Genomic DNA, 21,171 nt, shown 5'->3' with positions numbered 1-21,171 from the left:
GGGCGCTTGGTCAATGATCGGATGTTTCGGCAAAGTCCCCGCCAGCGCCGACTTTGTCAGCCTTAACGGTGCCCTGCCGGAGGTCTGCGAATTCGACCTGTGGCTGCAGAACGGTCTCGGCCGCATGCAGTCGCAGGCCGACTGGCGAGAGCGTTTCGACGCCCTGCCGGTATGCTTCTTCTGCTACCGCAGCCGCGCCGGGCAGTGGCTGCTCGGCGGCTTCATCAGCTCGCGCGATACCAGTGGCCGGCGCTATCCGTTCATGGTGTTCCAGAGCATTCGCATCGACAACGACGCCCGCTTCGTCAGTCCGCACATCCTCTGCGAGCTGTTCGCCGGGCAGATCAAGCCATTGCTAATGCAAGCAGCCCAGGGCGCCGACATGGCCGAGCTGTTCAACCGGATCAAGGCCATGCGCGGCTGGACCGCTCAGGACCTGGATCTGTACCGCCGGGTGCACGAGAAGTTTCTCCATGACTTCAACCTGCGCGACGTGGCCCGGCCGCTGCGCCACAGCTACCCGGAGTTCGACACCCAGGCCGGCATGGCCAGCCTCTACCGCCTGCGTACCGCCTTGCAGCAGGCTCACACGGCGCCGATCTGCCTGCCGCTGCCGGCCCAGAGCGGCCTCAAGCGGCCCATGGCCGACCTCTGGTGCACGCTGCTCTCACGCCTGCGCGGCAGTGCTGGCATGCCTGACGTGAGCGTACTGGTGGACAACTTCATGCGCCCGGGGCTGCTGTGCTTCGCCTCCCGCGGCAGCGACGAGATATACCGGCTGCTGACCGGCATTGCCGACAGCAGCGAGCGGCATGACCTGCTGGACCCTTTGCCGTACCCATCGACTGGCGGCCCCCTTGCGCTGCCAGCCGATGATCTGGCCCTGAACGATTTCATAGAGCGCTTTGCCAGTGCGCGGGACGAACAGTATTGATGAACAGGCTCAAGTACTACTTTTTCAAATATCAGCCGTACGTGCTCGGCATAGCATTTTTCCTGGCCATCTTTCTGGTCTGGGCGGCTGGCATGGCACTGGGCTTCGCCTCACTGTCCAGCCTGCTGGCCGGCATCGGCGTGTTCGTGTTGCTGTCTGCCCTCTACGTGCTGCTGATGTACCGCGGCGTCTCCCAGCACCATGACCTGGAAGCCCTGCTGCGCGAGGACGCCGACCAGGCAGTGCTCAATGCCAACCCGCAGGACCGTGAAGAAGTCAGCCTGTTGCGCGAGCGCCTGCTGCAAAGCATCGAGCGCCTGCAAGGTAGCGCCAAGGGCGCAGCTAGCAAGGACGCGCTGTACGCGCTGCCCTGGTACCTGGTAATCGGCCAGCCGGCATCGGGCAAGAGCACCATGCTCTACCAGTCCGGCCTCACCTTCCCTTACGCCGAGCGCGAAGGCGCACGGGTCGCCGGCCTTGGTGGAACGCGCAACTGCGACTGGTTCTTCAGCTCCGAAGCGGTGCTGCTCGACACTGCCGGTCGCTACATGGACAACCAGCAAGAAGCCGGCAAATGGCGCGCCTTCCTCGGCCTGCTGCGCCAGCACCGCCAGCGCCGACCGCTGAACGGCCTGATCGTCGCGGTCAGCATCGAAGATATCCTGCATGCCGGTGCCGATGGCCGCGAACGCCTGGCCAAGCGCCTGCGTGAGCGTATCCAGGAAGCCCACGAGCTGCTGGAGCTGTGCCTGCCGATCTATCTGGTGTTCACCAAGTGTGACCTGCTGCCCGGCTTCACCCACTTCTATCGCCAGCTGGACGCGCAGTCGCGTGATGAAGTGATGGGCAAGACCTTCAGCCACGAGGGCTTCCAACAGTCCGACTGGAGCACACGTTTTGCCACGGCCATGAACGACCTGGTCGAACACTGGCAGGCGCTGGCCGATCAGCAATTGCTGCAACAGGATATCCAGCTGACCCGTCGCGATCCTGCCGCCTACCGCTTGCCACTGGAGTTGGCTGCGCTCAAGCCGCTGCTCAATACGTTCGTCGCTGACCTGCTGCGGGCCAATCCGTACCAGAGTGCCGAGCTTCTGCGTGGCTTCTATTTCACCAGTGCCCTGGATGCTGACGAGCCAGCCCACGGCCATTATGCCAGCGAGGTGCGCGAGCGCTTCGCACTGGCCGTGCCAGGCAGCAGCACAGCCGCGGTCCGCCAGGCCGAGCCGCTGTTCATTGCCAGCCTGTTCCGCAAGGTGATCATCCCTGACCAGCATTTGGTGGCGCTGTACACCAGCAATCGCCGCGAGCACCGCCGCAAGGCTGCCTGGGTCGGCGCTGCGAGCCTGGCCGCCCTGCTGTTGTGTCTAGCTTGGGGGTGGTCATACAGCAACAACAAGGCGGCGATCCAGACCTTGGCCGCCAACCTCGACAGCGCGCGCCAGCACGATGCTGCCGCGCCCCAGCAGTACACCGACTGGCATAGCCTCGACCAGTTGCGCCAGGCCGCCGCCGAGCTGTATGCCCGCCACCATGGCGAAGGCGTGCCGTTGAGCATGCGCATGGGCCTGTACAGCGGGCATGACATCGAGCCGTTCGTGCGTGAGGCGTACTTCGCCCAGCTGGAAAAGGTCATGCTCAAGCCCACCGCCGACAACCTGACCCGTTCGCTGTACCTGCTCAGCAGTATCAAGATCTACCAGCGCAACGCCTCGCGCCTGGAAAGCGTCAGCGGCATCGACAGCGTCGAGCCACGAGCCTTGCCGGTTGACAACCGCGCGCAGTCGGTGGCCACCTTCGGCCAGACCACCCTGGATACCTACCTGATGCTGTCCAAGGCCCAGCGTGAACAGGCCCAGCCGGCCGTGCTCAAGGCGCGCATCCCGGATTACTGGTACCCGGCCATCTACAAGCAGGTGCCCCGCCAGGCCGGGCAGTCGGCGCAGGCTTCCGGCGAGGGCGAGGACTACCAGTTCGCCGGGCGCCAGATCGCCTTCTACAGCGACCAGATCCGCGAACCGGACGTGCCACGCATCCTCAACAACGCGTTCCTGGTATCGAGTTCGCGCAACTACATCAACAGCTTGCTGACCCGCTCGCTGCGCGCCATCGAGACCATCACGCTGGAGTCCGACACCCTGTTCGCCTTCGGCCGCGCCGATTTCCAGAGCCTGGAGGCGGCCGGTCAGCGCCAGCTCAGCAGCATCGCCACCAAGCTGCTGAACACCCCGAATGTCGGCAAGATCGTGATCACCGGCCATGCCGATCAGATCGGCGACCACCAGAGCAATCTGCAGGTTTCGCGACAACGTGCGCAGACCATCAAGACCTATCTGGTGGGCAAGGGCCTGCCAGCGGAGCTGGTCGATGCGGTGGGCGAAGGCAGCAACAAACCCCTGGTGCGCTGCAACATGCAAGCGCCGCGCGCCGAACTGATTCAGTGCCTGGAACCCAACAGGCGCGTCGAGATCGAGGTCCGGGCACTTGATTGAACGCCTGGTCTCAACACGACGCCTGCGGCAGGTCCGCAGGGGTCACACTCAGGGCAGGTCCACGTACTGGATCAAGGAAGCCCTTTATACCTATGGAGAAAAGTAAAAATGGCATTTGACGCTTACCTCAAGATTGACGGCATCCCAGGCGAAGCTCTGGATGACAAGCACAAGGACTGGATCGAAGTACTGGGCTACCAGTACGGCGCTACCCAGGCGACCTCGGCGACCGCCAGCTCCTCCGGTGGCGCTTCGTCCGAACGTGTCAATCTGAGCGATTTCACCATCCGCAAGTACGTCGACAAAGCCTCCGCCAAGGCCTTCGAAGCGTGCTGCAAAGGCCAGCACATCAAGGAAGTGGTGCTGAACGTGAACCGTGCCGGTGGTGACAAGGTGACCTACCTGACCATCACCCTGGAAGAAGTCGTGATCTCTTCGGTCAACTTCCTCGGCAACCTGCCGCTGGACGGCGAAGCCAAGGCTGAAAGCGACCTGCCGATGGAAGAAATCAAGTTCAACTTCTCGCGCATCAAGACCACCTACACCCAGCAGAAGCGTTCCGATGGCGCGGGGGGCGGCAAGGTCACTGGCGGTTGGGACCGTTCGCTGAACAAGGTCTACTCCTGAGCCTGACCTGAGCTGGCGCCGGTAACGCCCAGCTCGCCCGAGGGTCCCGTGCCTGCAAGGGCACGGTGACCTTCCTTTCACCCTTGCATACAGAGCCGTCCATGCACGACATTCTCGACGACCTTTCGCTGTCTGCCCTGCGTACCCCGATCGACGGGGGCGCTGGCGAGGACTTGAGTTTTTCCAGCCTGTTCGATCAGATCAAGGAAGCGCGTCGCGCTGATCCCGAATACCTGACCCAGGGCGACTGGCAGACAGACCTCAAGCAGGCCGACTGGGAGCAGGTGATTCAGCTGGCTGCCGCTGGCCTCACCGAGCAAAGCAAGGACCTGATGCTGGTGGCCTGGCTGAGTGAAGGCCTGGCCCACAGGAAGCAGTTTCCGGGCATCCGTTTTTCCCTGGCGGTGGCGCAAGCCCTGCTGGAAGATTTCTGGGACACGCTCTACCCCTCCCTCGACGAGGGCGTTGACGAGCGTGCTACCCGCCTGGCGTGGTTGACCACCACGCTGACCGAGGTGGTCCGCACCTTGCCGATCACCCAAGGGCAAGGCTATAGCTTGCTTAAGTATGAAGAGTCGCGTCAGGTCGAGAACCTGGCCCGGCAAAACCCGTCGGCAATGCACCAGGCCCTCGAAGAAGGCAAGATCAACGCCGAACTGTTCCAGCGTTCGGTGGTACTGACCGACACCGAGCACCTACACACCAGATACGCGCAGATCAGTGAGTGCCTGGCTGCCTGCCAACAGCTGCAAGCCACCGCCGATGCCGCATTCGCTAGTGACGCGCCGAGTTTTCTCGCCCTTAACGATGTACTGGTGCGCGCTCGGCAATTGGTCGAGCGCCTGCTCAAGGAGCGCGGTGTGGAGCTGGCACAAGCATCAGGGGCGTCGGCCGAAGAGACCGCGCAGCCCGAACGGCCGGCAGCAGCAGCCGGGACGGTCCCGGCCGCTGTACAGCGTGGCGACAACGCGCCGTTGCGAACCGTGCCGCTGAACCGTGAAGAAGCCTTCACCCTGCTTCAGGGCGTGGCGCAGTTCTTCAAGCAGACCGAGCCGCACAGCCCGGTGCCGTACCTGGTGGAACGCGCCATCAAGTGGGGCAACATGCCGCTGGAATCCTGGCTCAACGATGTGATCAAGGACAGCAGTGTGGTCGATGGCATTCGCGATGTGCTCGGCACGTTGCAACCTCGTGACTGATTTGTGGTCCTAGCCGGCTGAAAAGGAGTTTCGACATGCGTCCCATCATTCTCTTGAACGACCCCACCGACCGCGGCGGCATGGTTGTGCAGGCCTCCACCTCTACCCTGGTCAACGGCCGGGCCGTGGCCAGGCTCGGCGACAAGGTAATGTGCCTGCACGGTGCCTGCATGATCGCCAGCGGCGACACCACCACCCTGGTCGACGGCATGCCGGTAGCCCGCCACGGCGACAAGACCGCTTGTGGCTCCAGCCTGATCGCCACCAACAGCGACACCGGAATACTGTAAGGACTGCCAGCATGTTGAAACCTTTCGCCCAGGGCCATCGCTCGTTATGGGACGTGATCGGCGAACGCCGCGAGCAAGCGCAGCGCCTGGCGCCGCCACCACGCCCGCGCGCCGAGTACGACACCACCCGCATTGGCGTCAGTGATGCCTGGCTGTGGCTGCCCAATCTGTCCCCGGCCGAGGCCAAGGCAGGCAAGGCGCTGGGCAGGGTCAACGCCGACTTCGAGCACGACCCGCGGCTGGTCACCCCGGCCGGGCACCGCCACACCGTGCGGCGCATTCGCGCGGGCAGCGCCCGTGCCGAGATCAGGGCATTGCCCAGGGCCCTGCAGTTGCTGCAAGCCATGCTCGGCCAGTGGCACGACTTCGCTGGCAGCCTGGACTGGGAGCAGACCCAGGTGGTGGTGTTCGCCCCTACCGGCGTCGACGCCGACCCCTGGCTGGATGCGCTGCTCGAAGCCTGGCCGTTCGACTACCTGCCCGGGCATGGCTTCAGCGCCCCCGCGCAGACCTTCGCCTCCTGGTTGCCGTGGGCCCGGTGCAACGAGCTGGAAGCCGCCAACCTGCTGTGCATCGGCATCGACAGTTGGGCCACGGTGGACCGCGCCGGCAGCGTGAAGGGCGAGCGCATGGCCGGTGAAGCGATCGCCGTGCTCAACCTGCAACGCATCGACCTGGCCAATCCCGAAGCCAACGCCCGCTGGCAGCTGCACCCTGCTGTTGCCCACGTTCATGAACCGCGTGCGCTGCTGCCGCGCAGAGGTTGCGGCGGCCTTGAACAGGTGAGCGAGCAATTGTGCGAACAAAGTGGCATTGCCCTGACGGACGTGAAGGCCCTGGTCACCGATGGTCACCACGATGACAACCGCCTTGATCATGTGTACCAGCTGCTCAACACCCACCTGCCCGACTGCGATCCGCAACAACACGTCATCGGCCATGCGTTGCTGGCAGGTGAATACGCACCGGGCATCAGCGAGATGAGTGCGCTGGCGCTAGCGTTGCAGGCGGCCAACAGCCTGGAAGGCGCAGTGTTGGTACTGGACCGGCATGCATCGACACTGACCCAGGGCTGGCTGCTGGGTCCGGCACCGGCGACGGTTACTGACCTGCCGCCAAGAGAGAATGTTTGATTATCAGGAGACCCTTGTCATGGACCTGACCTTCGGCACCCCGCTCTCGCAAAGCGGCCGCCTGCTGCAGCTGACCACCCCGTTGGGTGCCGATCAGCTGCAGGCCCTGCGCGCCCACGGCGTCGAGCGCATCGGCCGCACCCCGCGCTACACCCTCGACGTGCTGGTGCAGGACACCGAGTACGACCCGGAAAAACTCATCGGCCAACCCGTCAGCCTCGCCCTGCTCTGCGACGACGGCAGCCAGGCCCAACGCCATGGCCTGGTCGAGAGCGTGCGTTATCTGGGCAGCGACGGCGGCCTGCATGACTGGCAATTGGTGTTCGCGCCCTGGTTCAGCCTGCTCGAATACCGCAGCGACTGCCGCATCTGGCAAGACAAAACCCTACCCACCATCCTCGAGTCCGTGTTCGCCCAGTACGAACAGGCCAAGGGCAACTATCGCCTCGACCTGCGCCGCGAATACGCGCCGCTGTCCTACGTCACCCAGTTCAACGAGACCGACGCCAACTTCGTGCAGCGCTGGTGCGAACTCGAAGGCATCTTCTGGTACGTCGAGCACAAGGCCGACAGCCATTGCATCGTCTTCACCGACAGCAACGACACCCTGCCCGCCCTCGCCCCGCAGCAACTGCCGTTCCACACCCAGAGCGTGACCCAGAAGCAGGACGGCATCACCCAGTGGAGCACCGGCTCGCAACTGCTCAGCGGCAAGCTCAACTGGCGCAGCGTCGACTACCTGGCCCACAGCCAGCCGCGTGAAAGCGTGATGCCGGCCTTGCAGGCCGCTTCGGCGCCGGCGGCGCTGGAACGTTACGAATACCAGGGCCAGTACAACTGGCAGAAGCAGGAGCGCGGCAACTGGCTCAGCCGCGTGCAGATCGAGCAGCGCGAATCCCAGGCCCGCCGCGTGCACGGCCAGGGTGGCGTGCGCCAACTCGAAGCCGGTCGTTGGTTCGAGCTGACCCAGCACCCGCTGTACGAGCGCAAGGCCGCCGAGGCCCGGCAGTTCCTGCTGATCGAAGTGCAGTTCTTCGCCGAAAGCAACCTGCCCATGGCCCAGCAGCGCCGCGAAGCCCCCGGCAGCCTGGCACCCTTGTTCAAATCGGTACGCCCGGCACCGGACGATTCGCTGCTCGGCTCGAAGCTCAGCGAAGCCTCCTACGGCTTCTTCCTCAGCACCTTCGAAGGCCAGCTGCACAACGCGCCCTACCGCAGCCCGTTCGAGCACGCCAAACCCACCAGTCCTGGCCCGCAGACCGCCGTGGTGGTCACCCCCAGCGGCCATGAGCTGTTCACCGACAGCCTCAACCGCGTCTGTGTGCGTTTCCACTGGGACCGCCTCAGCCAGGACGGCGAGCTTTCCTCTTGCTGGCTACGCATGCTGCAACCAAGCAGCGGCCCGGACTGGGGCAGCGTGCACGTGCCACGGGCCGGCGAAGAGGTGGTGGTCACTTTCCTCGACAACGACATCGACCGCCCGCTGATCATGGGCCAGGTATACGGCGGCCACAAACCGGCCTGGCACTCCAGCGGTTTGATGAGCGGCTACAAGAGCAAGGAAATCGGCGGCGGTGGCTTCAACCAGTGGGTGATGGACGATTCCACCGGCCAGGTGCGCACCCAGTTGCACAGCAGCCACGGCCACACCCAGCTCAACCTCGGCTACCTGATCGACCAGCGCGGCAACAACCGTGGCGCCCTGCGCGGCACTGGCTTCGAACTGCGCACCGACGCCTACGGCGCCCTGCGCGCCCAGCAGGGCCTGTACCTGAGCACCTGGAAGCGCAGCAACGCCCAGGGCGCCCAGCTCGACGTCAGCGAAGCCCAGCAACAACTGCAGAACAGCGAGCAGCGTCTCAAGACCCTCTCCGACACCGCCAAGCAGCACAACGCCGACGCCCTGCAAGCTGGCCTCGACAGCCTGACCCAGTTCAACGCCGACACCGACGTCACCTACGGCAGCGACAACAGCAGCCCGAGCCAGGGCCCGAGCGAACAGCAACGCAACGGCGGCGACACCGCCTGGGCGATCCGCAGCGGCGGCCGCGGCAAAACCCCGGGGTACCAGAAGCCGCTGCTGATCGCCTCCTCCCCGGCCGACATCGCCACCGCCACCCCGCAGAACACCCACCTGCACAGTGGCAAGCACCTGACCGTGAGCACCGGTGAAGACGTCAGCATCGCCAGCGGCAAGTCACTGCTGGCCAGTGTGGTGCAGAGCATCAGCCTGTTTGCGCAGAACGCCGGGGCCAAGCTGTTTGCTGCCAAGGGCAAGGTCGAACTGGAGGCACAAAGTGATGCGATGGAACTGACTGCGCTGCAGAACATGAAGCTCACGTCGCTGGAACAGTTGATCGAGATGTCGGCGCAGAAGGAAATCCTGCTTACCAGCGGTGGTGCCTATATCCGCATCAAGGGCAGCAACATTGAGGTGCATGCGCCGGGGACCATCGACATCAAAGGGGCGAAGAAAACGCTGGAGGGGCCGGCCAGCATGGAGCACACGTACAAGGAGCTTCCAAACGGTCCTGACTCGGGCATGTACGACGAACAGAACAGGTTGATGACCAGTTTCGGTGTTCCGCTGGAAAACGTGGCTGTCGAGTTCGACATTCCAGGCAAAGGCAAGCAGGTTTTCTTCACCGATCAGGAAGGTATGACACCCCGCCTTTTCAGCGACAAACCCGACACGGCCAAGATGAGGCTCGTACCCGATGAGTTGGTGGTGCCGGCAGGTGCTGACACATTTGTGCCGAGAAACAAATCATGAAGCAGGATTTCAAGTTCAACGAGCAAACGTGCTCTGAAAACAAACCCAATGTCCATTACAAAGAACTGTGGACACTCGGCCAGCAAGAAGCGGTAAGACGGTTATCGGTGAAAACCCGCGTTGAATTCAAGGCTACTGCGCGGTATCAGTTAATCAAAGATTTCAGCACGCGAGCAGAGCGCATCGCCGGCAACTACGCGCGAATTTATCTTGAGCTGGAGAAAAACGGAAAGCCTGAACTTAAAGGTCGGTTCTACTGGACTGGACTTGCGACATTCGCCAGCAAACAGGTCATGTGCGCCCTTGATTATGCCAGCAACAGTAAATGGCGCTGGACAGGCGCAGCAACGCCATTTTTTGAAATCACCAAAATGCACCTGGGCGAAGGGAATTTCTGGTTATTCCAGGATATTTTTGTATGGCACTGGTTTTATATAAATTACCCTGACGAGTTTAAATCAGCCACACCCATACGTGACTGGAACGAATACCTCTGTAATTTTAGAGAGGCATTCAAGGAATTGCCTTGGGTTGATGATGCGCTGCCAAAAATAAACAATCTCAAAAAAACACCTGAGCTCGTTGAGGGTTTCCTATTGATTTCGGAGACCGAGAGGATGCCGTTAGGCAAAGACCGAAGAGACAAGCAACTCGCATCGCTAATGGCAATCGCAAAGCATGAGCAAATTAAAATCTTGCAGCCTTTGATCTATGAAAGCTGGGATTTCAAGAAGTTGCTCGATGCTCAGGCAGTGATGGAGGGGCACCTTGGAGTGCCTCGACGGCTCGCGGCCATGAGCACCCTGTGCGAAACGAACAATCCTGATTACGATTCGGTAATGACCGAAGGGCAATTGCATAACCAAAATGACCGAATGAAATTTATTACTGACATCGCGAACAATTACCACAAGCTCATGAAGATCAAAGGGACCTACATGCACGAAAGCATTCGCGCCATAGCAGGCTGGAGTGAAAATGTATAAACCCTTAGGATTGACACTTTTTTTATTTCTTATGGCGTGCGGAGAGTCACAGATGGGAAGCAACAAGCCGACCGTGCAGTTTCAAATCAATGACACCATCCAGAACGCAATCGCCAACTCTTCGGTCGACTTCAAAAAAGATTGCATGCTGGGCATCTGCCTCTACAAATATTCACTGTCTTTTGCCAGTGGGCACAGAGCGGTCATTGACATAAATCCAGCGTCATCAACATCCATTCATTACAACGATGGCGTGGGTGTCACACTGGGCACCTATGAGAGCGATACGGTGAATGATGCCGAGATTACCCTCGGCGGGGTCGATCCCGATTCTTCCCATTCACTTGCCATGCATTACTTCCGGGACCAAGCAGACGGTTTGCTTGCCAAAGGATGGCATCGGTTTATCATGCCCAACGAAGCGAGACTTTCGGGCAGCCAGGCGAAAAAATTCGATAGCCCAAGAGAAGTGCTGGGCAAACCCATTGGGACAGGCCCATGGAATGATCCCGCCTTGGTACTCAGCCAGGAAGAGTGGCTAGCGATGCCAATGTTCAGCAGTTGGTATTTTTACAAGGATGGCGTGTATCTGACACTTCGAGTTCAGCGCGAGAACAACGAAAGTGCTCCGGAAGAAAAAGGCTCCTACTTGTTCACTCTGACGGTCGAATCCGAAGCCGAGTTTTACAAAAGCTTTTTTGAAAGCGACGACCGTGAACAGTGGACAACCCTCCTCCCCACCGAACTCAAACGCATGGCCCAGGAACGCGCCCTAACCGAAGCACGCCTGAAAAAAATGGGCATCGCCATCGATGAGGACTACCAGGACCCGCCCATCAAGGCCCTGGAATAACCACCCGATCAGCCCCCACTCAGGAGACCCTTGTCATGGACCTGACCTTCGGCACCCCGCTCTCGCAAAGCGGCCGCCTGCTGCAGCTGACCACCCCGTTGGGTGCCGATGCGCTGCAGGCCCTGCGCGCCCACGGCGTCGAGCGCATCGGCCGCACCCCGCGCTACACCCTCGACGTGCTGGTGCAGGACACCGAGTACGACCCGGAAAAACTCATCGGCCAGCCCGTCAGCCTCGCCCTGCTCTGCGACGACGGCAGCCAGGCCCAACGCCATGGCCTGGTCGAGAGCGTGCGTTATCTGGGCAGCGACGGCGGCCTGCATGACTGGCAACTGGTGTTCGCGCCCTGGTTCAGCCTGCTCGAATACCGCAGCGACTGCCGCATCTGGCAAGACAAAACCCTACCCACCATCCTCGAGTCCGTGTTCGCCCAGTACGAACAGGCCAAGGGCAACTACCGCCTCGACCTGCGCCGCGAATACGCGCCGCTGTCCTACGTCACCCAGTTCAACGAGACCGACGCCAACTTCGTGCAGCGCTGGTGCGAACTCGAAGGCATTTTCTGGTACGTCGAGCACAAGGCCGACAGCCACTGCATCGTCTTCACCGACAGCAACGACACCCTGCCCGCCCTCGCCCCGCAGCAACTGCCGTTCCACACCCAGAGCGTGACCCAGAAGCAGGACGGCATCACCCAGTGGAGCACCGGCTCGCAACTGCTCAGCGGCAAGCTCAACTGGCGCAGCGTCGATTACCTGGCCCACAGCCAGCCGCGTGAAAGCGTGATGCCGGCCTTGCAGGCCGCTTCGGCGCCGGCGGCGCTGGAGCGTTACGAGTACCAGGGCCAGTACAACTGGCAGAAACAGGAACGCGGCAATTGGCTCAGCCGCGTGCAGATCGAGCAGCGCGAATCCCAGGCCCGCCGCGTGCACGGTCAGGGTGGCGTGCGCCAACTCGAAGCCGGCCGCTGGTTCGAACTGACCCAGCACCCGCTGTACGAGCGCAAGGCCGCCGAGGCCCGGCAGTTCCTGCTGATCGAGGTGCAGTTCTTCGCCGAAAGCAACCTGCCCATGGCCCAGCAGCGCCGCGAAGCGCCTGGCAGCCTGGCTCCGCTGTTCAAGACCGTGCGCCCGGCGCCCGACGATGGTCTGCTCGGCTCGGCCCTGAGCGAGCTTTCTTATGGCTTCTTCATCAGCCACTTCGAAGGCCAGCTGCACAGCGCGCCGTACCGCAGCCCGTTCGAACACACCAAGCCCACCTCGCCCGGCCCGCAGACCGCCGTGGTGGTCTCGCCCAACGGCCATGAACTGTTCACCGACAGCCTCAACCGCGTCTGCGTGCGTTTCCACTGGGACCGCCTCAGCCAAGACGGCGAGCTGTCGTCGTGCTGGCTGCGCATGCTGCAACCAAGCAGCGGCCCGGACTGGGGCAGCGTGCACGTGCCACGCGCTGGTGAAGAAGTGGTGGTCACCTTCCTCGACAACGACATCGACCGCCCGCTGATCATGGGCCAGGTGTACGGCGGCCACAAACCGGCCTGGCATTCCAGCGGTTTGATGAGCGGCTACAAGAGCAAGGAAATCGGCGGCGGCGGCTTCAACCAGTGGGTGATGGACGACTCCACCGGCCAGGTGCGCACCCAGTTGCACAGCAGCCACGGCCACACCCAGCTCAACCTCGGCTACCTGATCGACCAGCGCGGCAACAACCGTGGCGCCCTGCGCGGCACCGGCTTCGAACTGCGCACCGACGCCTACGGCGCCCTGCGCGCCCAGCAGGGCCTGTACCTGAGCACCTGGAAGCGCAGCAACGCCCAGGGCGCCCAGCTCGACGTCAGCGAAGCCCAGCAGCAACTGCAAAACAGCGAGCAGCGTCTCAAGACCCTCTCCGACACCGCCAAGCAGCACAACGCCGACGCCCTGCAAGCTGGCCTCGACAGCCTGACCCAGCTCAACGCCGACACCGATGTCACCTACGGCAGCGACAACAGCAGCCCGAGCCAGGGCCCGAGCGAACAGCAACGCAACGGCGGCGACACCGCCTGGGCGATCCGCAGCGGCGGCCGCGGCAAAACCCCGGGGTACCAGAAGCCGCTGCTGATCGCCTCCTCCCCGGCCGACATCGCTACCGCCACCCCGCAGAACACCCACTTGCACAGTGGCAAGCACCTGACCGTGAGTACCGGTGAGGACGTCAGTATTGCCAGCGGCAAGTCGCTGCTGGCCAGTGTGGTGCAGAGCATCAGCCTGTTTGCGCAGAACGCCGGCGCCAAGCTGTTTGCTGCCAAGGGCAAGGTTGAATTGCAGGCGCAGAACGACGAGATGCTGCTGACCTCGCTGCAGAACATGAAACTCAGTTCGACGGCTGCCGGTATCGAGATCGCTGCCAAGGACGGGATTCTGCTGACCAGTGGTGGCGGTTACATCCGTATCAAGGGCGGCAACATCGAAATCCATGCGCCGGGCACGATTGATGTCAAAGGGGCGAAGAAAGTCTTCAGTGGCGGGACGAGCCTGTCGCACAGCTTCAATGAAATGCCCAAGACCGACTTTGCCGACCCGTATGTGATCAAGAAGCTGAGCACTGGGGAGCCTGCGCCGGGGGTGAAGGTAGAGGTGACCAGGGCGGATGGCAGCGTGATGCAGTATGTGTCGGATGCGGCAGGGAAGATTCCGGTGCAGCAGAGTCAGATTGCAGAATTCATTAACATTAAAGTGCTCGATAAAACCTAAAACGGTTCGTGCAATCGCGTGGCACGGAAAAACATGAGGGTGAGATAATGATTGACCCACTAAAACTTTATACAGTTGTAAACTCTGACGGCACTCGCACCGCGTCTTCAACGATGTCGAGCTCCGCACACCAACAAGAAAAAGAAATTGGCGTTAAAGCAAACAGGGTTGTACCGATAGTATTTATCCCAGGAATCATGGGAACGAACCTGTGGAACAATAGAACAAAAAAAATCGCATGGATTGCGCCTAATACCGATACCATTTTATCCAGTGTCGCCGCTATCGGCTCTTTTCTTTCATCCTTGTTCAGCTCCGCAAAAGATCGGCAAAACGATCTAGATGGCAGACCTGGCATGGTTACAGTATATAATGATGGACCAATAGGCGGGAGCGGGTTAAAAGAAGACATTAGCAAAGACGAGCTTAAACGGAGGGGATGGGGGGGCATTATGCGATCGGCTTACCATCCAATAATGGAATCCATACAAAACGAAATGAATTCCGTATTGCTTGACAACAACCTTCAAGGGTGGTGGCGCGACCATGCGGATCACTCTCCTGCCGAGTGGGGTGACTGGAACGATAACCCGCCCCTTTCTAAGCTCCCTGACGAACAAGGTCTCAAGCATGTAGCGGAGATCCGCTATGAAGTGTGGGCAGGAGGGTACAATTGGCTTCAGTCGAACGATGACTCAGCAACTGACATTATTAATTTTATCGAAAACTCCGTACTTCCCAGCTACGAGTCAGCAGAAAAAGTCATTATTGTCACGCACTCAATGGGGGGGCTCGTTGCTCGCGCAATGGTCGGCAGACACAACTGCGAGCAGATCTATGGCGTTATCCATGGTGCAATGCCTGCCACTGGAGCACCTGCGGCGTACCGTAGGATCAGAGCTGGTTTTGAAGGTGAAGGCGCAGCCGGATTTGTTGCTCGACAAATTTTGGGACCCACCGCATCTGAGACAACCGCTGTATTAGCATTCTCCCGAGGTGGTCTCGAGCTCTTGCCAAGCAAACAATACGATAACGAAAGCCCTTGGTTATTCGCGCGAAAAACAAATGCTCCTTCTGAAAATCTTATAGCTCTGCCCAAATCAGGAGACCCTTACAATGACATCTATTTATCCAAGAAATGGTGGGGGTTAGTGCCCGAGGAAAATGAAAAACTAATCGACCCTAATCAATTTATCGAAACCAAATCAAAAGGCGACTGGGGAGGCACCCCAACAAAAAGACAAGTCTTCGAAAGTAATGTACGTGCGGTCAGGGGGTTCCACGACTCGATCAAGAAAGCCTATCACCCATACACGTACGTTCATTATTCTGGCGAAGCAAAAGAACTTGAGCTTCTCACATGGAGAGATATCACTTGGCAATCTGATTGGATTGGCTGGGGAGATATTAATGAATTCAAAATAACTAAAGATGACAGCACGGGCACCGTTGAACTTGACGCAGGATACAAGTTCACCTTTGCACCAAAGTATTCCCCGGGCGATGGGACAGTCCCCCTCTGCTCGTCAGCGAGCTCTAGAGATTTCCCAACCACCCGAGCGGCTTTTGCACATGGCAATAATAGCACACTAAACCCAACGGCTTGCAGGCAGGGAATCTACAACAACTCCACTGGTTACGAGCATCAAAGCTCATATAATGACACTAAAGGCCGTAGCTTGTTCGCCACGCTCTACAGCATCGCAAGAGTATCCCAGCATGTCAAACTTTAGAAGTCTAACTAAACGCCAACATCTCCGAGCACTAATATTAACCACTGCACTGACATTGCTACATTGCGTAGGCGCTGGAGCTGAAAATATGCCAAATGAGAAAAAAACCTTTTACTTCGGACGCTACTCTCTTGCGGTCCCTACTGACGGAGGCGGTACATGGTCCTCTTATGAAGTAGTGAAGATGAAAATCGAATTCATCAGCAAAAATGGCAAACGCGACCTTCCCAAAAACACCGCGGAAACAATTGCCACAATAACCAGCAAGCATAATGCTGGTTATGATGATGCATATGACCGCACACTTCCGCTTGACGGAGGTGGCGCAATTGTGATCTCAAAGGGTTACGATTATACTTTTTATATCTACTATCTAACCAAAGAAAATACTCTTTATCGCCAAAAAGTCGAATTCATACCACTCAGTGCCTTTGACAAAGCAGTCGCTAGAGGAAAAGAACTGAACAGCCTCATCCACTATCGGAATCCCGCTGAGCGCCCACCCAACAACACCTTTGCGTTAGAGGCCGGGTACATGAATTTGCCGATTGACAAATTTGATGAAAAAGTTTCAATTGGATTACCTGTATCGTCGACACCCGGAATTCACTTGACTTTCGATACGCAAGTTATTGGAAAGCCCGAGCCTGGACTTTTATCGAGGTTTGAAGAGAGGTCAGCAGGTGCTTTACCTCTTCTAAAAAACCTCCTAACCCGCTCTAGCGTCATCAGGAAAGGCAAAAGAAATGTTGCCGGGTTAAGTTTTGAAGAACTGTTGATAAAGACCAGGGCTGAAGGGAAAAACGTCTATGCATTCCGACTGGAATTTCCGGGCACACCTGAACTAAGCCTGGAGCCTTATACAGTTCTTGAACTTAGCACAGTCGATGGCGGCCCAGGATTTGAGAGCGACGAACAAGCCGTCAAGTTTTGGGATGAAGTAGTAGAGAGCTTACAGCGGATATAACTCGGCAAAAGAGCTGCGGCGTGCAGTGTAATCTAATGTCTTTTCGCACCCGCAGCGCAACCTAGGTAACAAGCTTCGATTGTTTATATTTATGGCATCCTCCATCACTCCGGCTTTATTTTAGATAGGCGAAGCTTCTGGATAGGCAGGCAAATATGAAAGGCAAGCTTGGTGCGCCTCGCAGATTGGCAGCATTAAGCACGCAGTATGAAACTGGAAAAGCAGAGCTTGATGCGATCATGACCAAAGGCTATCTCTATAACGACAAAGACAGGCGAAGAAGTGGTGGTCACCTTCCTCGACAACGACATCGACCGCCCGCTGATCATGGGCCAGGTGTACGGCGGCAACAAACCGGCCTGGCATTCCAGCGGTTTGATGAGCGGTTACAAGAGCAAGGAAATCGGCGGCGGCGGCTTCAACCAATGGGTGATGGACGACTCCACCGGCCAGGTGCGCACCCAGCTGCACAGCAGCCACGGCCACACCCAGCTCAACCTCGGCTACCTGATCGACCAGCGCGGCAACAACCGTGGCGCCCTGCGCGGCACCGGCTTCGAGCTGCGCACCGACGCCTACGGCGCCCTGCGCGCCCAGCAGGGCCTGTACCTGAGCACCTGGAAGCGCAGCAACGCCCAGGGCGCCCAGCTCGACGTCAGCGAAGCCCAGCAGCAACTGCAAAACAGCGAGCAGCGTCTCAAGACCCTCTCCGACACCGCCAAGCAGCACAACGCCGACGCCCTGCAAGCTGGCCTCGACAGCCTGACCCAGCTCAACGCCGACACCGATGTCACCTACGGCAGCGACAACAGCAGCCCGAGCCAGGGCCCGAGCGAACAGCAACGCAACGGCGGCGACACCGCCTGGGCGATCCGCAGCGGCGGCCGCGGCAAAACCCCGGGGTACCAGAAGCCGCTGCTGATCGCCTCCTCCCCGGCCGACATCGCTACCGCCACCCCGCAGAACACCCACTTGCACAGTGGCAAGCACCTGACCGTGAGTACCGGTGAGGACGTCAGTATTGCCAGCGGCAAGTCGCTGCTGGCCAGTGTGGTGCAGAGCATCAGCCTGTTTGCGCAGAACGCCGGCGCCAAGCTGTTTGCTGCCAAGGGCAAGGTTGAATTGCAGGCGCAGAACGACGAGATGCTGCTGACCTCGCTGCAGAACATGAAGCTCAGTTCGACGGCTGCCGGTATCGAGATCGCCGCCAAGGACGGAATTCTGTTGACCAGCGGTGGCGGGTATATCCGCATCAAGGGCGGCAACATCGAAATCCATGCGCCGGGGACCATTGATGTCAAAGGGGCGAAGAAAGTCTTCAGTGGCGGGACGAGCGTGTCGCACAGCTTCAATGAGATGCCCAAGACCGATTTTGCCGACCCGTATGTGATCAAGAAGCTCAGTACCGGGGAGCCTGCGCCGGGGGTGAAGGTCGAGGTGACCAGGGCTGATGGCAGCGTGATGCAGTATGTATCGGATGCTGCCGGGAAGATTCCGGTGCAGCAGAGTCAGATTGCTGAGTTCGTGAAGATCAAAATATTGGGGGATACATGATGCTTTATTTCTCTAAGCCTCGTGTATCCACATTTGGAAATAAGGGCACTCGCCATGGGAACTAAAATCTCGACACCTAAAGATGCCGCGCTGCACCTGCCTCAAGAATATGACGAGGATGGCATGCTGGCGGCTCATACCACACTTTCCTCCATTACGAACAGAGTTGAGAAATCTATTGCTCTCAAAAGTGGAAAAGTAGTACCGATTGTTTTCATACCTGGGATCATGGGCACCAATCTCATGAACATGAAAACAAAGAAAAAAGTTTGGGCCGCACCTAATATTGACAAACCATGGCCTATTGTAAAAACCCTAGGGGTGCTAATTTCAAGCATTCTTAAGTCCTCAAAGCAACGACAAGTAGAGCTGGACCCTACACCTGGCGCCGTTGGCGTTTACGAAGACGGTGAAATTGATAATGCAGGAAGCAACTTATCAACGCAAGAAATGAAAAAAAGAAGATGGGGGGCCATTATGCGATCTTCGTACCACCCAATTATGGGTGAGATGCAGAAGCAAATGAATCATATAATGCTAAATGGTGATCTTCAGGAAGACTGGGCAGATCGCGCGGTACAAGTCCCAGGAGAGTGGGGAGATTGGGAGGAGAATCCAAGCCTAGCCTCTTTGGAGGGTATGGGCGGATTAAAAAAAGCGGCAGATACGCAATATGAGGTATGGGCCGCCGGTTATAACTGGTTACAATCCAATAAAAACTCCGCTCTCGACATTATAGATTACATAGAGCATACAGTGCTTCCTCACTACGAGGGCAGAGCTGAGAAAGTTATGATTGTAACTCACTCGATGGGGGGGGCTCGTTGCAAGAGCAATGGTTGCATGCCATAACTTTGACATGCTTTACGGCATCATCCACGGAGCCATGCCTGCTACAGGCGCCCCAGCAAGCTATAAGCGCGTCCGGGCTGGATTTGAAGGATTTTCAGAAAAGCAAATCCTTGGCCGACACGGCGGCGACGGGGTAGCTGTAATGGCATTCGCACAGGGGCCGCTGGAACTCCTACCCACGCATGACTATAATGATTCGTCACCTTGGCTATTTGCTCGAGACAAAAAAACCCTAGAAAGATTTCTCAGCCTCCCTAAAAAATGCCCATACGAAGAGATATATAAATCCGAAAAGTGGTGGGGTCTAATCCCGAAAGAATACGATGGGCTATTTGACCCCGCTGGGATTGTTACAAGAAAGCACAACAAGTCATCCAAAATCGAAGGTGCAGAGCCAGAGCCAGCTAGCTTAAGAGAGGTCTTCAACACGCGCATCGACCAGGTGAAAAAGTTTCACAGCATGATTGAAACAAAATACCACGATGAAACTTATGTACATTACGCCGCAGAGTCAAAATCCAGCGACCTTTACACATGGGGGAGCATAGAATGGGGATCAGGCAATCTCGCTGGCTTAGATGCTGAAAGCGCCAAATTAACAGGAGATAATCTTGACGCCGAGATTACGCTTAACGGGCTTTATTCACTAAAAATAAGTGATGGATTCTACCCCGGGGACGGTACGGTGCCTGCATTTTCATCTACAGCGCCTCGCGAAAAGAAAGGGGTTAAAGCAGTTTTTGCTCACGGCCAAAACGGAGGCCAATTGAACCATTACTGCAAGCCAGGCGAGCATAATAATGCCACAGGTTATAAACACCAAGATGCCTATACAGACAAATTTGGACGGACCCAATTTGCGACCCTGTATAGCCTGATAAGATTAACCGAACTTATCTAGCGAATTAAAAACCTAGAAGGCAGTAATTATGCAAATCAAGAAATTCTTCGCCTTGGCGATCTTAAGTTTATACACGTTTGCAGCAACACCCACCTACGGCGAGGACATAAATATGAGCAACGCAGTTTGGAAAAAGCACTATTTCGGCCGATTGATGCTTGCCCTACCGATAAACGTAGAGATTGCGGCTGACTATAAATTATTCGACGCGAAACTTGATCTTATTAGTAAAAATGCGCGCAATCAGGTCCCTACCCTAGCAAGCCAAAAGATTGACGAAATCAGAAGAGGCGTCGCTAGAGACACCAATGGCGATTACGTGAAGACAATCGAATTGGACAACGGAAGCAAGCTTGTACTGTCGCGCATGTCTTCGCTCTACACTTTTCACATTTACTTAATTACTAGCAAAAATACCGCATACTACATGGTGGTCCCTAACATTACTGAAAAAGGTATGCCTGGCGCTGTAGAAAGAATGCGAATGTTGAGCAACGCCATTCATTACCGACACCCAGATGAAGCGCCGCCGAGCGGGGGGTTCGCTTTGGAGGCCGGATACACCACACTACAAAGAAACAAGTTTTTTGAGTCAGTTTATATGGGGGCGCAGATTAATGATCACCCAGGCACCTATGTAAGCTTATTAACGAACACCATAACTGAGAAGGAGAGCACACTCATCGAGCGATTTGAAGAAAAACAATACGACACCGCCATCGGCGAGCTAGTGAGCGCTGGCTCCATAAAGACTCTTCGAAAGCGTAAGCGGTCCATAGGAACTATTGACGGAGAAGAGGTTGCGCTATCCACTAATATAGAGGGAAAAACTTATTATGCATTTCAGTTCGAATATGAAGGGACCATTGACTCAACCACCGAGCCTTATATTGCCCTAGAACTGGGGACTCATGAAGCGGGAAGTGACTTTGAATCCGACGATGAAGCTTTAGCATTTTGGGATCAGATGCTGAACGGCCTAACTTTACTTCATTAATTACTCGCGGCGGCCTTCAAACCCCTCTCTAGTGGACCTATGAAAACGATAACTTGCAAGTGATTTTACTTTTTAAATAATCTCACCCGCATATCGTAGACAGCCGCCCTGGACCTCAGCATGGCGAGCAATATTTGCTATTTCTGAA

15 protein-coding genes and 1 pseudogene are annotated in these 21,171 nt (G+C 57.9%); all 16 read left to right on the top strand.

Features of this window, described 5'->3' with window-relative positions; translation table 11 throughout:
* Positions 1-13: 13 nt before the first annotated feature.
* The 16 genes and pseudogenes from tagF (at position 14) to OCX61_RS12715 (ending at position 21,023) form a co-directional block, all read left to right on the top strand.
* Positions 14-934, top strand: a complete 921-nt coding sequence (tagF, locus tag OCX61_RS12790) for a type VI secretion system-associated protein TagF (protein ID WP_261944138.1) — start codon at positions 14-16, stop codon at positions 932-934.
* Positions 934-3,426 carry a type VI secretion system membrane subunit TssM gene (gene tssM / locus OCX61_RS12785; protein WP_261944137.1) on the top strand — a complete coding sequence of 831 codons (2,493 nt, stop codon included), beginning with the start codon at positions 934-936 and terminating at the stop codon, positions 3,424-3,426. The genes tagF and tssM overlap by 1 nt, the downstream gene beginning before the upstream one ends.
* Before the next feature lie 108 nt (positions 3,427-3,534).
* Complete coding sequence (locus tag OCX61_RS12780; RefSeq protein WP_028687575.1) at positions 3,535-4,053, top strand: Hcp family type VI secretion system effector; 519 nt, start codon at positions 3,535-3,537, stop codon at positions 4,051-4,053.
* A gap of 101 nt (positions 4,054-4,154) precedes the next feature.
* The gene (gene tssA / locus OCX61_RS12775) at positions 4,155-5,252 is read left to right on the top strand and encodes a type VI secretion system protein TssA (protein ID WP_261944136.1); all 1,098 of its coding nucleotides are present in this window, start codon (positions 4,155-4,157) and stop codon (positions 5,250-5,252) included.
* Positions 5,253-5,287: 35 nt separating this feature from the next.
* Positions 5,288-5,542, top strand: a complete 255-nt coding sequence (locus OCX61_RS12770) for a PAAR domain-containing protein (protein WP_261944135.1) — start codon at positions 5,288-5,290, stop codon at positions 5,540-5,542.
* Positions 5,543-5,553: 11 nt separating this feature from the next.
* On the top strand, positions 5,554-6,675 hold the full coding sequence (locus OCX61_RS12765; RefSeq protein WP_261944134.1) for a hypothetical protein: 1,122 nt from the start codon (positions 5,554-5,556) through the stop codon (positions 6,673-6,675).
* Positions 6,676-6,694: 19 nt separating this feature from the next.
* Positions 6,695-9,448, top strand: a complete 2,754-nt coding sequence (locus tag OCX61_RS12760; RefSeq protein WP_261944133.1) for a type VI secretion system Vgr family protein — start codon at positions 6,695-6,697, stop codon at positions 9,446-9,448.
* The gene (locus OCX61_RS12755; protein WP_261944132.1) at positions 9,445-10,434 is read left to right on the top strand and encodes a DUF2515 family protein; all 990 of its coding nucleotides are present in this window, start codon (positions 9,445-9,447) and stop codon (positions 10,432-10,434) included. Before OCX61_RS12760 ends, OCX61_RS12755 begins: the two co-directional genes overlap by 4 nt.
* A gap of 52 nt (positions 10,435-10,486) precedes the next feature.
* Entirely contained in the window at positions 10,487-11,287 is an 801-nt protein-coding gene (locus tag OCX61_RS12750) for a hypothetical protein (RefSeq protein WP_261944131.1), read from the top strand.
* Positions 11,288-11,322: 35 nt separating this feature from the next.
* Positions 11,323-14,019 carry a type VI secretion system Vgr family protein gene (locus tag OCX61_RS12745; protein ID WP_261944130.1) on the top strand — a complete coding sequence of 899 codons (2,697 nt, stop codon included), beginning with the start codon at positions 11,323-11,325 and terminating at the stop codon, positions 14,017-14,019.
* Positions 14,020-14,066: 47 nt separating this feature from the next.
* Entirely contained in the window at positions 14,067-15,752 is a 1,686-nt protein-coding gene (locus tag OCX61_RS12740; RefSeq protein ID WP_261944129.1) for a Tle4 family T6SS lipase effector, read from the top strand.
* Between the two features lie 88 nt (positions 15,753-15,840).
* Positions 15,841-16,719 carry a T6SS immunity protein Tli4 family protein gene (locus OCX61_RS12735; protein ID WP_261944128.1) on the top strand — a complete coding sequence of 293 codons (879 nt, stop codon included), beginning with the start codon at positions 15,841-15,843 and terminating at the stop codon, positions 16,717-16,719.
* 267 nt (positions 16,720-16,986) lie between these two features.
* Positions 16,987-18,052, top strand: a pseudogene (locus OCX61_RS12730) (type VI secretion system protein VgrG); the annotation flags it as partial.
* A gap of 275 nt (positions 18,053-18,327) precedes the next feature.
* On the top strand, positions 18,328-19,125 hold the full coding sequence (locus OCX61_RS12725; RefSeq protein WP_261944127.1) for a lipase family protein: 798 nt from the start codon (positions 18,328-18,330) through the stop codon (positions 19,123-19,125).
* Between the two features lie 7 nt (positions 19,126-19,132).
* Positions 19,133-20,026 (top strand): hypothetical protein, encoded by an 894-nt coding sequence (locus tag OCX61_RS12720; RefSeq protein WP_261944126.1) that lies wholly within the window; start codon positions 19,133-19,135, stop codon positions 20,024-20,026.
* A gap of 28 nt (positions 20,027-20,054) precedes the next feature.
* A complete protein-coding gene (locus OCX61_RS12715; RefSeq protein ID WP_261944125.1) occupies positions 20,055-21,023 on the top strand; it encodes a T6SS immunity protein Tli4 family protein in 969 nt (322 codons plus the stop codon).
* Positions 21,024-21,171 lie beyond the last annotated feature (148 nt).

The organism is Pseudomonas sp. LRP2-20 (assembly GCF_024349685.1).
In the GTDB taxonomy this organism is placed as follows: Bacteria; Pseudomonadota; Gammaproteobacteria; order Pseudomonadales; family Pseudomonadaceae; genus Aquipseudomonas.
The sequence above is the reverse complement of the archived record's forward strand: the minus strand, read 5'-3'. Positions and strand labels throughout refer to the sequence as shown.